This is a genomic window from Citrobacter sp. Cpa228 (genome assembly GCF_030333085.1).
In the GTDB taxonomy this organism is placed as follows: Bacteria; Pseudomonadota; Gammaproteobacteria; order Enterobacterales; family Enterobacteriaceae; genus Citrobacter; species Citrobacter pasteurii.
Map to the genome: position 1 here is coordinate 259,416 of NZ_JAOWGQ010000031.1, position 13,495 is coordinate 272,910.

The window sequence follows — 13,495 nt, forward strand, 5'->3', positions numbered from 1 at the left end:
GTTAGAGATGAAAAAGGCGCTTCTGGTGGTCAGCTTTGGCACCAGCTATCACGACACCTGTGAGAAGAATATTGTGGCCTGCGAGCGCGATCTTGCAGCCAGTTGCCCTGACCGCGACCTGTTCCGGGCGTTTACCTCAGGGATGATTATCCGCAAGCTCAAGCAGCGTGACGGCATTGAAATCGACACGCCGCTGCAGGCGCTGCAAAAGCTGGCGGAGCAGGGGTATCAGGATGTCGCGATTCAGTCGCTGCATATCATCAACGGCGACGAATACGAAAAAATTGTCCGCGAAGTACAAAGTATGCGCCCGCTGTTTTCTCGCCTGACGCTGGGTGTACCGCTGCTGAGCAGCGTTGAAGATTACGCACAGCTGATGCTGGCGCTGCAACAGCAAATGCCGGCGCTTGGCGAAAATGAAAAAGTGGTCTTTATGGGACACGGCGCCAGCCATCATGCCTTTGCCGCCTATGCCTGCCTCGATCACATGATGACGGCGCAGCGTTACCCGGCGCGGGTTGGCGCGGTGGAAAGCTATCCGGAAGTCGATGTGCTGATTGAAAGTTTGTCCCAGGAAGGAGTGACGGCGGTACATCTGATGCCGCTGATGTTAGTTGCTGGCGATCATGCCATCAATGATATGGCCTCCGACGAAGATGATTCTTGGAAAACGTTGTTTAACGCAGCAGGCATTCCGGCTACGCCATGGCTCAGCGGTCTGGGTGAGAATCCGGCGGTTCGTGCCATGTTCGTCGCCCATTTACAGCAAGCGCTGAACGTAGCACTGGAGGAAGCAGCATGAGTGGCAAATTGTATGCACTGAGCACCGGGCCTGGTGCTGCCGATCTGATAACCGTGCGCGCAGCACGCACGCTTGGGGCGCTGGATATTCTTTATGCGCCAGCCGGGCGTAAAGGCGGCGATAGTCTGGCGTTGTCGATTGTGCGGGAGTATATCGGCGAGCAGACCGAGGTTCGCTGCTGCCATTTCCCGATGAGTGCCGATAGTGCTGAAAAAGAGGCTGTCTGGGATGAGGTCGCTGCTGCGTTGGTACAGGAAGTGGAAGCGGGTAAACAGGTAGGTTTTATTACCCTCGGCGATGCCATGCTGTTCAGCACCTGGGTCTTTTTACTGCAGCGCATTGGTTCGCCTGACTGGTTGGAAATCGTCCCGGGCGTGACCTCTTTCGCTGCGATTGCCGCGCGTTCGAAAACCCCGCTCGCCATGGAGCAACAGTCGCTGGCAGTGGTCTCCTGTACCGCGCCGGAAGCTGAAATTCAACAGGCGTTAAAGCAGCATGACAGCCTGGTGCTGATGAAAGTGTACGGTCGCTTTGCGCGCATCAAAGCGTTGCTGCAGCAAGAGGGGTTGTTGGACTGCACGCTGATGATGTCTGAAGCCACGCTGCCGGGTGAGCAGTGCTGGCGCCATCTCGACGAGGTGAGCGACGATCAGCCGCTGCCTTATTTCTCGACCATACTGGTCAACAAACAGTGGGAGTATGCACAATGAAGCTTGAACAACAGCTAAAACAGCTGTCTTTCAGCGGGTTGGCAGCGGCGCTATTACTGATGATTGTTCCTGAGCAAGCGTTCGCGATGCACATTATGGAAGGTTTTCTGCCGCCAATGTGGGCGCTGGCATGGTGGCTGCTGTTTTTACCCTGCCTGTGGTACGGGCTGGTGCGCCTGCGCCAAATCGTGCAGGAAGATAACCACCAGAAAGTTTTGCTGGCACTGTGCGGCGCCTTTATTTTTGTGCTGTCGGCGCTGAAAATCCCCTCCGTTACCGGAAGTTGTTCACACCCTACCGGCGTAGGCCTGGCGGTTATCCTGTTCGGACCAGGCGTAGTGGCCATCCTCGGGGCGATCGTTCTGCTGTTCCAGGCACTGCTGCTGGCGCACGGTGGTTTGACGACGCTCGGCGCTAACGGCATGTCGATGGCGGTGATTGGCCCGGTAGTGGGTTACATGGTGTGGAAAATGGCCTGCCGTGCGGGGCTGCGTCGTGATGTCTGCGTTTTCCTGTGCGCGATGCTGGCGGATCTTGTCACCTATTTCGTCACCTCAGTGCAACTGGGCGTGGCGTTCCCGGATCCGTCTGCTGGCGCTACCGGTTCAATCATTAAATTTATGGGGATTTTCTGTCTGACGCAGATCCCCATCGCGATTGCGGAAGGGTTACTCACCGTGCTGATTTACGATCAGCTAACCAAACGCCAGTTAATAACCGCACAAGGACATTAACGATGAAAAAGACGCTGATTATATTGGGCATGGTCGTTGCGCTGGTGATCCTGCCGTTCTTTATCAACCACGGTGGAGAATACGGCGGTTCGGACGGTGAGGCGGAGAGTCAGATTCAGGCTATTGCCCCGCATTATGAGCCATGGTTCCAGCCGTTGTATGAACCGGCAAGCGGCGAAATTGAAAGTCTGCTGTTTACGCTCCAGGGATCGCTTGGTGCTGCCGTTATTTTCTATATCCTGGGTTATACCAAGGGCAGGCAACGCCGTGATGACCGGGCTTGACAGACTGAGCTACCAGAGCCGCTGGTTTCATGTCTCACCGCAGCGAAAATTCTTACTCTGGCTGGTGATGATGATTCTGGCCTTTACTCTGCCCCCGCTGGAGCAGGGTATCGAGATGTTGCTGATAGCGGCGCTCAGTTGCTGGCTGCTACGGGTTTCTTTCTGGCGCTGGTGTCGTTGGATGGCGCTACCATTTGGCTTTCTGCTGGTGGGCGTCGTGACGATTTTGTTTAGCGTCAGTCGCGACCCCCATACCTTACTGGCCAGCGTACCCGTGGGCAGTTTCTGGCTGGGGATCACCGCATCGGGCATACACACGGCCAATGAGACGTTCTGGCGAAGCCTGGCTGCGCTGGCTGCAACGTTCTGGCTGGTGCTGAATTTACCGTTTCCGCAGTTAATTATCCTGCTCAAACGTGCACATGTCCCACGACTGATGACCGAGCTGATTCTGCTGACCTGGAGATTTATTTTTATCCTGTTGGACGAGGCACTCGCCATTCATCGCGCACAAACGCTGCGTTTTGGTTATCGTAGCTTGCCGTTAGGTTATCGCTCGCTGGCGATGCTGGTGGGATTATTGTTTACCCGCGTGTTGATCCGTTATCAGCAAATGACCACCACACTGGATATCAAACTGTATCAGGGTGATTTTCACCTGTAAGGAAAAGTATGCTTGCCACCTCAGCGCTTTGGTTTCGCTACCAGGATGACCCGATTCTCAAAGGGCTAACGCTGGACTTTTCTCAACATGCCGTCACCGGACTGGTGGGGGCCAATGGCTGCGGGAAATCCACGCTGTTTATGAACCTGAGCGGTTTACTGCGCCCACAACAGGGGGCGGTGATGTGGCAAGGAAAACCGCTGGATTACAGCAAGCGCGGCCTGCTGGCGCTGCGCCAGCAGGTGGCAACCGTATTTCAGGACCCCGATCAGCAAATCTTTTATACCGACATCGACAGTGACATCGCGTTTAGCCTGCGTAATCTGGGCGTGGACGAGGCTGAAATTGCCCGTCGGGTGGACTATGCCTTGACGCTGGTCGATGCTCAACATTTTCGCCATCAGCCCATTCAGTGTCTCAGCCACGGACAAAAAAAACGCGTGGCGATTGCGGGGGCGCTGGTGCTGCAAGCGCAGTATCTGTTACTGGATGAACCCACCGCCGGTCTCGACCCATCAGGGCGTACACAGATGATCGAGATTATCAAACGCATTGTGGCGCAAGGAAATCATGTGGTTATTTCCAGCCATGATATTGATCTCATCTATGAAGTCAGCGATGCGGTGTACGTTTTACGTCGCGGAGAAGTGCTGACGCACGGTACGCCGGGTGACGTGTTCGCCCGTACCGATCTTATTGAACAAGCCGGGTTAACTCAGCCATGGCTGGTGAAATTGCACACCGAGCTGGGTTTCCCGCTGTGTAAAACAGAGGCTGAATTTTTTAGCTGTATGCGAAAGAACGCACTGAAGGAGGCGTCATGACGCAGGCAATAATGTTGCAGGGAACGGCATCTGATGTTGGCAAAAGCGTACTCGTCGCCGGGCTGTGTCGTATTTTTTATCAGGATGGGCTGCGTACCGCGCCGTTCAAATCGCAGAACATGGCGCTGAACTCTGGTATTACGCCAGAGGGCAAAGAGATGGGCCGCGCACAAATTTTTCAGGCCGAAGCAGCAGGGATTACGCCAGATGTGCGTATGAATCCGGTGCTGCTTAAACCTACCAGCGACCGTAAAGCGCAGGTTGTGCTGATGGGCAAAGTCGCGACCGACATGGATGCGGTGAGCTACCACGAGTACAAACCGCGTCTGCGGGATCAAATCCTGTCAGTTTATAACAGTCTGGCGCAAGAGTTCGATGTGCTGGTGCTGGAGGGGGCGGGAAGCCCGGCAGAGATTAACCTGCGCGATCGCGATATTGTCAATATGGGCATGGCGGAAATGGCGTGCTGCCCGGTTGTTCTGGTGGCGGATATCGACCGTGGCGGGGTGTTTGCCTCCATTTACGGCACCCTGGCGCTGCTGCACGACCATGAACGCGCCAGAGTCAAAGGGGTCATCATCAATAAGTTTCGCGGCGATGTGGCGCTGCTGTATTCCGGTATTGAGCAAATTGAAGCGCTGACCGGGGTGCCGGTACTGGGCGTCATGCCATGGCTGGATGTGGATCTGGAAGATGAAGATGGCGTTGCGCTGCAAAAGGGCAAATATTTGCGTACTGATAAACGCGACATCGACATCGCCGTTGTGCAAATCCCGCACATTTCTAATTTTACTGATTTCAATGCGCTTGCCGCACAGCCGGATGTGCGCGTGCGCTATGTGCGCCAGCCTGAAGAACTGGCGGGGGCCGATCTGGTGATTCTGCCCGGCAGCAAAAATACGCTGGGCGATCTGGTGTGGCTGCGTGAGAGCGGGATGGCGCATGGCGTCGTGCAATTGCATCGTAATAACGTGCCGGTGGTGGGGATTTGCGGCGGCTATCAAATGCTCGGCGATACGATCATCGATGAAGTGGAGTCAGGGCTTGGCACGCAGCCGGGTCTGGGCTTGCTCAATACCGTCACCCATTTTGCCCAGCACAAAACCACCACTCTGGTTGAGGGGGAAATGTCCTCCTCGCTGCCTGACTGGCTGGCGGGCGCGGCGGGGTTATCCGTTCGTGGTTACGAAATCCATATGGGCGAAACGACGTTAACCGAAGAATGCCGGCCGGTGATGACGCTGCGCAAAGACGGCGGCAACGTAGCTGACGGCGCGGTTACGCCGGATGGACTGGCGTTTGGTACTTATCTTCACGGTCTGTTCGACAGCGATGAATTTACCCGGGCGCTGGTCAACGGCCTGCGCGTACGTAAAGGGTTAGCACCGCTGGATTCCACCTTCCATTACGCGCAATATAAATCGCAGCAGTTTGATCTGCTGGCGGATGCGATGCGGCAACACATCGATATTGAGAAAATTTATACCATCATGCAGCAACACCGGGAGCCCGTATGATGATTCTGGTTACCGGCGGTGCGCGAAGCGGCAAGAGTCGACATGCGGAAGCGCTGATCGCTAATTCTCCAAACGTTTTGTATATCGCGACTTCGCAGATCTTTGATGAGGAGATGGCGGCGCGAATTCAGCATCACCGCGATGGACGCCCTGCGCACTGGCGTACTGCTGAGCGTTGGCAACATCTTGATGAGCTGATCACGGCAGCGAACGATCCGCAGGAAGCCATTCTGCTGGAGTGCATTACCACGATGGTGACCAACCTGCTGTTTGCACTGGGCGGTGACAGTGACCCGGATAGCTGGGATTACGCGGCGATGGAGCAGTCGATCGAGGATGAGATCCGTTCGCTGATTGCTGCCTGTCAGAGCTGCCCGGCAAAGGTGGTGCTGGTCACTAACGAAGTGGGAATGGGGATCGTTCCGGAGAACCGTCTGGCGCGGCATTTTCGCGATATTGCCGGCCGTGTTAACCAACGCCTGGCGGCGGCAGCTGACGAGGTCTGGCTGGTGGTATCAGGAATTGGAGTCAAAATTAAATGAGTAAGTTGTTCTGGGCAATGCTCTCTTTTATCAGTCGCTTGCCCGTTCCTGCTCGCTGGTCGCAAGGACTGGATTTCGAGCACTATTCACGTGGCATTGTGATGTTCCCGCTGATTGGCGTGGTGCTGGGCGGGCTTACGGGGCTGGTCTTTATGGCGCTGCAGGCCTGGTGTGGTGTTCCCCTGGCCGCCCTGTTTGCCGTGCTGGCGCTGGCACTGCTGACCGGCGGTTTTCACCTTGATGGACTAGCTGATACCTGTGACGGCATTTTTTCTGCCCGTCGACGCGAACGGATGCTGGAAATCATGCGCGACAGTCGACTCGGGACTCATGGCGGACTGGCGCTGATCTTCGTGCTGCTGGCCAAAGTGCTGGTGGTGAGCGAACTGGCTTTGCGCGGAACGCCGATGCTGGCAGCACTGGCTGCAGCCTGTGTCGCCGGGCGGGGCTGTGCTGTTTTGCTGATGTATCGACATCGTTACGCGCGCGAAGAAGGGCTGGGCAATGTCTTTATTGGCAAAGTTAGTGGACGACAAACCTGTGTCACGTTGGGGGGCTCGGCGATCCTTGCGGCCGTCCTGCTTCCGGGCATGCGCGGTGTGGCAGCGCTGGTCGTTACGTTGGTGGCGATCTTCATTCTTGGGCAGTTATTAAAACGCACGTTAGGTGGGCAAACCGGCGATACGCTGGGGGCGGCCATTGAACTTGGCGAGTTGGTTTTCCTGCTGGCTCTGCTTTGAGTCAGTCAACATACTGGAACCCTTATGCAGACTTTATCCTCTTTACTTCACGCGATCCCTTCACCCGATAGCGCTGCAATGTTGCGCGCGCAGCAACATATTGATGGCCTGCTTAAGCCGCCGGGAAGTCTTGGGCGACTCGAATCTCTCGCTGTGCAACTGGCCGGTATGCCAGGCCTGAAGGGTGTGCCGCATGTCGGGGGAAAAGCGATGCTGGTGATGTGCGCCGACCACGGCGTGTGGGATGAAGGTGTTGCTGTTTCGCCTAAGATTGTTACGGCGATTCAGGCTGCCAATATGACGCGCGGAACGACCGGCGTCTGCGTGCTGGCCGCTCAGGCCGGCGCAAAAGTGCATGTGATTGATGTGGGAATTGACGCCGAACTCATTCCTGGCGTAGTGAACATGCGCGTAGCGCGCGGTTGCGGCAATATTGCACAAGGGCCGGCAATGCGTCGGTCACAGGCAGAAGAGCTGCTGCTGGAAGTGATCCGGTATACCCGAGAACTGGCGGATGACGGTGTAACGTTGTTTGGCGTCGGTGAGCTTGGCATGGCAAACACCACGCCTGCGGCTGCGATTGTCAGTGTGTTAACCGGTAGCGATGCAGAGGATGTGGTGGGTATTGGGGCTAACCTTCCGCTCTCAAGGGTAGGAAATAAGGTCGATGTTGTTCGCCGGGCCATTGCTGTCAATCAGCCGGACAGTCGTGATGGTATTGATGTGCTGGCAAAAGTGGGTGGTTTTGATCTTGTCGGTATGGCGGGGGTGATGTTAGGTGCGGCGTCTTGCGGTCTGCCGGTCATCCTGGATGGTTTCCTGTCTTATTCGGCGGCACTGGCTGCCTGTCAGATAGCGCCGGAGATTAAACCTTATCTGATCCCGTCGCATTTCTCAGCCGAGAAGGGCGCTCGTACTGCACTGGCGCACCTGGAACTGGAGCCGTATCTCAACATGGGAATGCGTTTAGGTGAAGGCAGTGGTGCCGCGCTGGCGATGCCCATTGTTGAAGCAGCCTGCGCGATGTATAGCAATATGGGGCAGTTAGCTGCCAGTAATATTGTATTACCGGATGGCAAAGAAGCGTAGCCGCCCGTGACCCCGCTTTATGGTGGGGTTTTTTATGTGCATTCTCGTCGTAACCCCCTAAAACAGATAAAAAAGCTATACTTAACGGATATCTGCTGCGACGAAGGAAAGGAAAAAGATGCGTCGTGTAAAACTGCTATGTGCTGTTGTTATGCTGCTCGCGAGTCAGGGATCGCAGGCGGTGAGCTACCCATTGCCTCCTGAGGGCAGCCGCCTGGTGGGAAGCCCTTTGACGATAACGATTCCCGCTGGTAACACTCAGCCTCTGGAGGCTTTTGCCGCACAGTATGGACAGGGATTGAGCAATATGCTCGAAGCCAATCCTGGTGTGGATGTGTTTCTGCCAAAGTCGGGTTCCACACTGGTGGTGCCACAACAATTGATATTGCCTGATACCGTACGCGAAGGCATCGTCATCAATGTCGCAGAAATGCGGCTGTACTATTACCCTGAGGGTGCCAATACGGTAGAGGTGTTACCTATTGGTATTGGGCAGGCCGGGAGGGAAACTCCGCGCAACTGGGTCACGGCGGTCGAACGTAAACAGGAAGCACCAGGCTGGACGCCCACGGCAAATACCCGGCGGGAGTATGCTGCTCGTGGGGAAAGCTTACCGGCGTTTGTGCCTGCCGGGCCAGATAACCCGATGGGGTTGTATGCGATTTATATCGGCAGGCTTTATGCCATTCATGGCACAAATGCGAATTTCGGTATTGGTCTGCGGGTAAGCCAGGGTTGCATCCGTTTGCGTAACGACGACATTAAATATCTGTTTGATACCGTACCGGTAGGGACGCGAGTGCAACTGATAGACCGACCGGTGAAATACAGCATAGAGCCGGACGGAAGTCGCTGGGTGGAAGTGCACGAACCCTTGTCACGAAACCGTTCGGAATACGAGTCTGACAGAAAGGTTCCCTTGCCGGTCACTCCCGCGCTGCGCATGTTCATCAGCGGGAATGACGTGGATGTGAGTCGCGGAAATCAGGCACTGGAGAGACGCTCCGGCATGCCGGTGAACATCAGTCTGGTTCAAATGCACGACTAATTTTCAGGGGAACCCTGAACCCTTCAGTCGGGATGGGGCGTTTTTTTAATTTGATACTGCCCCATTTTTACCACGCCAATATGGTCTGCCATCAGCTGTGCTTCGTGTTCGCTGTGGGTAACCAGCAGTGCCGTTTGCCCGGCAGCGCGCAAAATATCCCGCACCTCGTTGCCAAGACGCTCACGCGTGCGCTTATCAAGGCTGGAGAAAGGTTCATCGAGCAACAGAATTTCTGGATGCGGAGCCAGCGCCCGTGCCAGCGCGATACGCTGTTGCTGCCCGCCAGAAAGCTCATGAGGGTAATGGTTAGCATGACTGTGCAATTCCACCATTTTCAACAGCTCCGTCACTCTGGCCTGTTGCGCTTCACGCGGCATACGTCGTAAACCGAAGGCAACGTTTTGTTGTGCTGTCAGATGGGGAAATAAGGCGTATTCCTGAAAAACCATGCCGACATGACGTTTTTCCGGTGGCAGATGAACGCCGGGGCCAGCGATACGCCGCTCTGAGACATAGATCTCTCCACACTGCAGTCGTTCAAAACCGGCAACTGCACGCAGCACCGTTGTTTTCCCACAGCCTGAAGCGCCAAGCAGACAGGCAATTTCCCCTTTGCGTACCGACATTGAGAATCCGCTCAGGACCGGTTGCTGGCTGTTGCCGTAGGCAACGTGCACGTCCTGGAGTCGTAATGCGATTTCTGACATTGTTGCTCTCTTAACCACGGCGAGTCATCTGGTGACGCACCAACAATATAACGGGCAATGTACCTGCTAAAACAATCAGGAGCGCGGCGATCGCACCTTCTTCATAGGTTCCACGGGCAGCTTCTGCATACAGCAGAGTGGCAAGCGTTTCGAAATTTACCGGGCGCAACAGCAGCGTGGTTGGCAGTTCTTTCATCGCATCGGCAAAAACCAGCAATGCGCTGCTCACTAATGCCGGACGCAGTAACGGAAAGTGAACGCGGGCAAACGTTCCGGCACCGTTTTCGCCGAGCAAGCGTGAAGCCTGTTCGAGTGACGGCGGGATGCGGCCCAGACCGGAGTCCAGCGCGCCGATGGCAATTGCCTGGAAACGCATCGCGCAGCAAATGACCAATAAAATACCGGCAGACATCAGCGGTAACCCGCGAATATCCAGTAAGTCGGCCAGCCAACGATCGACAGCCATCGCCGGGGGCAAAAAACCAATCGCCAGAATCGTTCCGGGCACCGCATAACCGAGGGAGGCCAGACGCATCACACCGCGGCGAAAGCCTGGCATCGCGTTGTCTGCAGCGCTATGGCGTGCGCTCCAGGCTACCAGCAAGCTGACGCAAATCACCACCAGCGTGGTGCCTGCTGCCAGCAAGAGCGTATTTTGTAATGCTGAAAGCAACGAGGCGGACAGTGGGCTCGTGTCCCCTAAGCGTTTGGCGCTTTCCCACATCAAAAAGAGAACCGGGGCCACAAAGCCCAATATAACGGGTAGCGAAATGACAGCGCCAAGTAGCCAGCCGCGCCAGCCGTGCACGCGAGTGGGTTGGATTTCCCGCAGGCTGCGGCTGCTGAATCCTTGCTTTCTGCGTCCGTAAAATTCCAGCGTCAGAATGAAGAAGATAAACATCAGCATCATGCAGGCGATTTGTGCGGCGGCGGATAAATCAGAGCGAGAGATCCACGTGGTGTAGACGGTAACGGTTAACGTTTGTACGCCGAGGAACTCCGATGCACCAATATCGTTGAGCGTTTCCAGCAGTGCCAGGCTGATGCCGACAGCCAGTGCCGGGCGCGCCATTGGCAGGGCGACCCGGAAGAACGTCCCGGCAGCGCTGCATCCCAGCGTGCGGGCAGCCTCCAGTAAATGAGCCGGTTGACTGATAAAGGTGGCACGGGTTGTTAGATAGACGTAAGGATAGAGCACTAAACCGAGCAAAATAATCGCGCCGGAAAGCGAACGCAAATCCGGTAGCCGGAACTGTCGTGGACTGTCAAAGCCCAGCAGGAAGCGGATAAAGGTTTGCAGAGGGCCGATCGGATGCAGCAGATCGAGCCAGGCAAAGGCGACGATGTAAGTTGGCATCGCCAGCGGCAGCAGCAACGCCCAACTGAGGATCTTACGTCCAGGAAAGTCCCATGCTGTGACGGCCCAGGCGCTGCCTACGCCAATCACGCCAACCAACATGGCAACACCGGCTAACAGCAGCACGGTATTTTTTAATGCTGCAGGTAGCACAAACGTAATAAGATTGTCCCAGTGCGATAAATCCGACTGGGTAGCTTGCCAGATAAGCGCAATGATGGGAGTCAGAACGCCAAGCGCAATGCAAAGCGCCCCAAGGTGTAACGGCGTTAATAATGACTGCGGCCCGGAAACCAGGCCGCGTAAAGTCGGAAACTGCAGAAGTTTATTGATCGAATCCAACTTTATCTACCAACAGACTTGCTTGTTTACGGTATTTCACGATTTCGGTTAACGGAATTTTATCGACATCAATCTCACCAATTGTGGCGTTGATCACTGGATCGAGTGTGACACCTTTCAGTACCGGGTATTCGAAGTTCGCTTTCGCGTACTGCTGCTGGGCAGGTGCGGAAACCAGATATTCCATTAGCTTAACGGCATCGGCTTTATTGGGGGCATAGCGTGCTACTGCAGCGCCGCTGATATTGACGTGCGTACCGCCATTTTCAAAGGTTGGCTTGACGACTTTAATTGCATCGCCCCACTGACGTGCATCGCTGCCTTCTTTGGCGTTTTTCATATGGCCGACGTAATAGGAGTTCGCCAGGCCAATATCGCAAATACCCCCGAGGATATCGCGGGCAACGTCACGGTCGCCGCCAGTCGCCTTACGTGCCAGATTCGCTTTCACGCCACGTAGCCATTCTTCCGTTTTGGCTTCGCCGTGATGTGCGATCATGGCGGCAATCAATGCAGTGTTATACGGGTGTTGTCCGGCACGGATACAGACTTTACCTTTGTACTCAGGGTTGGCGAGTTGCTCGTAATGCCAGTTATCGATTGGCATTGACTTCTCGGCGTACAACACACGCGCACGCATTGACAGCGCAAACCACTGGTTATCTGCGCCGCGGAGATTGGCCGGAATAGCCGCTTTCAGTGCTTCTGATTCTACGGGTTGTGTCACACCCGCTTCGACTAAATCGATAAGGTTCCCGGCGTCAACGGTCATCAGCAGGTCGGCAGGGGAGTTTTTACCTTCCGCTTTAACACGCTCAAGCATGCCGTCCTTGATATAGACCGTGCTGACTTTTATACCGCTGGTTTTCGTCCAGCTATCAAGCAGGGGCTGAATCAGGCCCGGTTCACGGGTGGTATACAGCGTTAACGCATCCTGGGCGAAAGCCGGCAGGCTGACAGAGAGAACCAGAGCAGAAGCAAGCGTGATACGGCGCAGTCCAGTGCGAGGCAGAGCATTCATCGTTTATATCCCAGCGTAATTGGAACGTACAGTGACCCGAGCAGGGGCTCATTTTTTTGCCTGCGTACAATAAATGATAATCACTAGCAATTACAATCATTGCGAAGTGTAAATAATTTACATTTACATAACTTTAATCAATGGTGTGAAGTGGCCTGTCCCTGTAATGGATAAGAAATTTAGCATCCATGAATACACTGGGTTGCCGGTTGCCTGGCGTTACCAGACGCAATCACTTAAGCCCGCGTAATAAACGAGACAAAGTGATTAAGCACCCGGCTGACCTCGCGGCTTTTTAGCCATATCATCATGGTGTTCACTTTACCTATCTGTGGCGTAATCGTATGACTGCGGATAGGGAAGTTATTCTCATACTGTCTGACAACGTTCTCCGGCAACAGCGCAATCCCCATCCCGGCACTCACACAGCCAAGGATCGCCTGAAAAGAGCCAAATTCCAGAGGATCGGCGCAATCGACCCCCTGTAGGCACAGCCATTCTCCCAGGCGGGAGCGATAGTTGCACCCTTTAACAAAGACCAGCGGCCTTGTCACCTGGAGGTCAGCGCCAGTAATGACATTCTGGTGCTCTGCCGCCGTTACCAGTACCAGCGTTTCCTGACATAACACGTGTGATTGCAGGGGCGAATTTTCCATATGCAGTCCCGGATGATCGGCAACGAATGCGATTTCCAGTTCATTGTTCAGAATGTGTTGCACCAGCGTCTCAGTAGGGGCGGTTTTCAGGTTTAACTCAATGGAAGGCATTTCGCGGTGGAAATTCGCCAGTATCGAAGGGAGACGTACCGCTGCGGTCGTTTCCATTGCACCAATACGCAATGGCCCCGCCACTTTTGTGCCCAGCATCGACAATTCCGCTTCCTCTAACAACGCCAGAATTTTGTTGGCGTAGCGCAGAAGCAGCTCGCCCTCAGGGGTAATGTAGAGTCGATTTTTCTCGCGCACAAACAGAGAGACATCAAGGCTGGCTTCCAGCTGTTTAAGGCGGGTTGTGACATTCGAAGAAACGCAGTGCAGACTACGTGCAGCAGCGGATATGGAGCCCGTTTCCGCCACCGTTTTAAACAAGTTTAGAGAGGTACTGTTCATAGAAG

General features: G+C 55.0%; 15 protein-coding genes. 11 read left to right on the forward strand and 4 right to left on the reverse strand.

Annotated features, from left to right (window positions below; translation table 11 throughout):
- The first annotated feature begins 7 nt into the window (after positions 1–7).
- The 11 genes from cbiK to ldtA all read left to right on the forward strand — a co-directional run bounded on the left by cbiK (position 8) and on the right by ldtA (position 8,954).
- Positions 8–802, forward strand: a complete 795-nt coding sequence (gene cbiK / locus OGX91_RS02385) for a sirohydrochlorin cobaltochelatase (protein ID WP_005123036.1) — start codon at positions 8–10, stop codon at positions 800–802.
- Positions 799–1,512: a cobalt-factor II C(20)-methyltransferase gene (locus tag OGX91_RS02390; protein ID WP_199947515.1), complete on the forward strand. Its 714-nt coding sequence runs from the start codon at positions 799–801 to the stop codon at positions 1,510–1,512. The genes cbiK and OGX91_RS02390 overlap by 4 nt, the downstream gene beginning before the upstream one ends.
- Positions 1,509–2,246, forward strand: a complete 738-nt coding sequence (gene cbiM / locus OGX91_RS02395; protein WP_003834098.1) for a cobalt ECF transporter S component CbiM — start codon at positions 1,509–1,511, stop codon at positions 2,244–2,246. The genes OGX91_RS02390 and cbiM overlap by 4 nt, the downstream gene beginning before the upstream one ends.
- A gap of 2 nt (positions 2,247–2,248) precedes the next feature.
- On the forward strand, positions 2,249–2,530 hold the full coding sequence (locus OGX91_RS02400; protein ID WP_003030289.1) for an energy-coupling factor ABC transporter substrate-binding protein: 282 nt from the start codon (positions 2,249–2,251) through the stop codon (positions 2,528–2,530).
- Complete coding sequence (locus OGX91_RS02405; protein WP_199947566.1) at positions 2,517–3,194, forward strand: energy-coupling factor ABC transporter transmembrane protein; 678 nt, start codon at positions 2,517–2,519, stop codon at positions 3,192–3,194. Before OGX91_RS02400 ends, OGX91_RS02405 begins: the two co-directional genes overlap by 14 nt.
- A gap of 8 nt (positions 3,195–3,202) precedes the next feature.
- On the forward strand, positions 3,203–4,018 hold the full coding sequence (locus OGX91_RS02410) for an energy-coupling factor ABC transporter ATP-binding protein (RefSeq protein ID WP_286625353.1): 816 nt from the start codon (positions 3,203–3,205) through the stop codon (positions 4,016–4,018).
- Complete coding sequence (locus OGX91_RS02415; protein ID WP_040231943.1) at positions 4,015–5,535, forward strand: cobyric acid synthase; 1,521 nt, start codon at positions 4,015–4,017, stop codon at positions 5,533–5,535. Before OGX91_RS02410 ends, OGX91_RS02415 begins: the two co-directional genes overlap by 4 nt.
- A complete protein-coding gene (gene cobU / locus OGX91_RS02420; RefSeq protein ID WP_005123030.1) occupies positions 5,532–6,077 on the forward strand; it encodes a bifunctional adenosylcobinamide kinase/adenosylcobinamide-phosphate guanylyltransferase in 546 nt (181 codons plus the stop codon). Before OGX91_RS02415 ends, cobU begins: the two co-directional genes overlap by 4 nt.
- The gene (gene cobS, locus OGX91_RS02425; protein WP_040231944.1) at positions 6,074–6,817 is read left to right on the forward strand and encodes an adenosylcobinamide-GDP ribazoletransferase; all 744 of its coding nucleotides are present in this window, start codon (positions 6,074–6,076) and stop codon (positions 6,815–6,817) included. Before cobU ends, cobS begins: the two co-directional genes overlap by 4 nt.
- A gap of 24 nt (positions 6,818–6,841) precedes the next feature.
- Positions 6,842–7,906, forward strand: coding sequence for a nicotinate-nucleotide--dimethylbenzimidazole phosphoribosyltransferase (cobT, locus tag OGX91_RS02430; protein WP_040231946.1), 1,065 nt, complete (start codon positions 6,842–6,844; stop codon positions 7,904–7,906).
- Between the two features lie 118 nt (positions 7,907–8,024).
- The gene (gene ldtA, locus OGX91_RS02435; protein WP_005123027.1) at positions 8,025–8,954 is read left to right on the forward strand and encodes a L,D-transpeptidase; all 930 of its coding nucleotides are present in this window, start codon (positions 8,025–8,027) and stop codon (positions 8,952–8,954) included.
- Between the two features lie 23 nt (positions 8,955–8,977).
- Here the strand turns inward: ldtA and OGX91_RS02440 are convergent, their stop codons facing one another.
- From OGX91_RS02440 to OGX91_RS02455, 4 genes are all read right to left on the reverse strand, one after another.
- Positions 8,978–9,661 (reverse strand): ABC transporter ATP-binding protein, encoded by a 684-nt coding sequence (locus OGX91_RS02440; RefSeq protein ID WP_005123026.1) that lies wholly within the window; start codon positions 9,659–9,661, stop codon positions 8,978–8,980.
- 10 nt (positions 9,662–9,671) lie between these two features.
- Entirely contained in the window at positions 9,672–11,360 is a 1,689-nt protein-coding gene (locus OGX91_RS02445) for an ABC transporter permease (protein WP_005123025.1), read from the reverse strand.
- Complete coding sequence (locus tag OGX91_RS02450) at positions 11,344–12,381, reverse strand: extracellular solute-binding protein (protein WP_005123024.1); 1,038 nt, start codon at positions 12,379–12,381, stop codon at positions 11,344–11,346. Before OGX91_RS02450 ends, OGX91_RS02445 begins: the two co-directional genes overlap by 17 nt.
- A 236-nt stretch (positions 12,382–12,617) precedes the next feature.
- Positions 12,618–13,490: a LysR substrate-binding domain-containing protein gene (locus tag OGX91_RS02455; protein ID WP_005123023.1), complete on the reverse strand. Its 873-nt coding sequence runs from the start codon at positions 13,488–13,490 to the stop codon at positions 12,618–12,620.
- Between the last annotated feature and the right edge of the window lie 5 nt (positions 13,491–13,495).

Coding starts and splice junctions, on each gene's coding strand:
- cbiK (WP_005123036.1), top strand. CDS start 8: ATGAAAAAGGCGCTTCTGGTGGTCAGCTTTGGCACCAGCTATCACGAC.
- OGX91_RS02390 (WP_199947515.1), top strand. CDS start 799: ATGAGTGGCAAATTGTATGCACTGAGCACCGGGCCTGGTGCTGCCGAT.
- cbiM (WP_003834098.1), top strand. CDS start 1,509: ATGAAGCTTGAACAACAGCTAAAACAGCTGTCTTTCAGCGGGTTGGCA.
- OGX91_RS02400 (WP_003030289.1), top strand. CDS start 2,249: ATGAAAAAGACGCTGATTATATTGGGCATGGTCGTTGCGCTGGTGATC.
- OGX91_RS02405 (WP_199947566.1), top strand. CDS start 2,517: ATGACCGGGCTTGACAGACTGAGCTACCAGAGCCGCTGGTTTCATGTC.
- OGX91_RS02410 (WP_286625353.1), top strand. CDS start 3,203: ATGCTTGCCACCTCAGCGCTTTGGTTTCGCTACCAGGATGACCCGATT.
- OGX91_RS02415 (WP_040231943.1), top strand. CDS start 4,015: ATGACGCAGGCAATAATGTTGCAGGGAACGGCATCTGATGTTGGCAAA.
- cobU (WP_005123030.1), top strand. CDS start 5,532: ATGATGATTCTGGTTACCGGCGGTGCGCGAAGCGGCAAGAGTCGACAT.
- cobS (WP_040231944.1), top strand. CDS start 6,074: ATGAGTAAGTTGTTCTGGGCAATGCTCTCTTTTATCAGTCGCTTGCCC.
- cobT (WP_040231946.1), top strand. CDS start 6,842: ATGCAGACTTTATCCTCTTTACTTCACGCGATCCCTTCACCCGATAGC.
- ldtA (WP_005123027.1), top strand. CDS start 8,025: ATGCGTCGTGTAAAACTGCTATGTGCTGTTGTTATGCTGCTCGCGAGT.
- OGX91_RS02440 (WP_005123026.1), bottom strand. CDS start 9,661: ATGTCAGAAATCGCATTACGACTCCAGGACGTGCACGTTGCCTACGGC.
- OGX91_RS02450 (WP_005123024.1), bottom strand. CDS start 12,381: ATGAATGCTCTGCCTCGCACTGGACTGCGCCGTATCACGCTTGCTTCT.
- OGX91_RS02455 (WP_005123023.1), bottom strand. CDS start 13,490: ATGAACAGTACCTCTCTAAACTTGTTTAAAACGGTGGCGGAAACGGGC.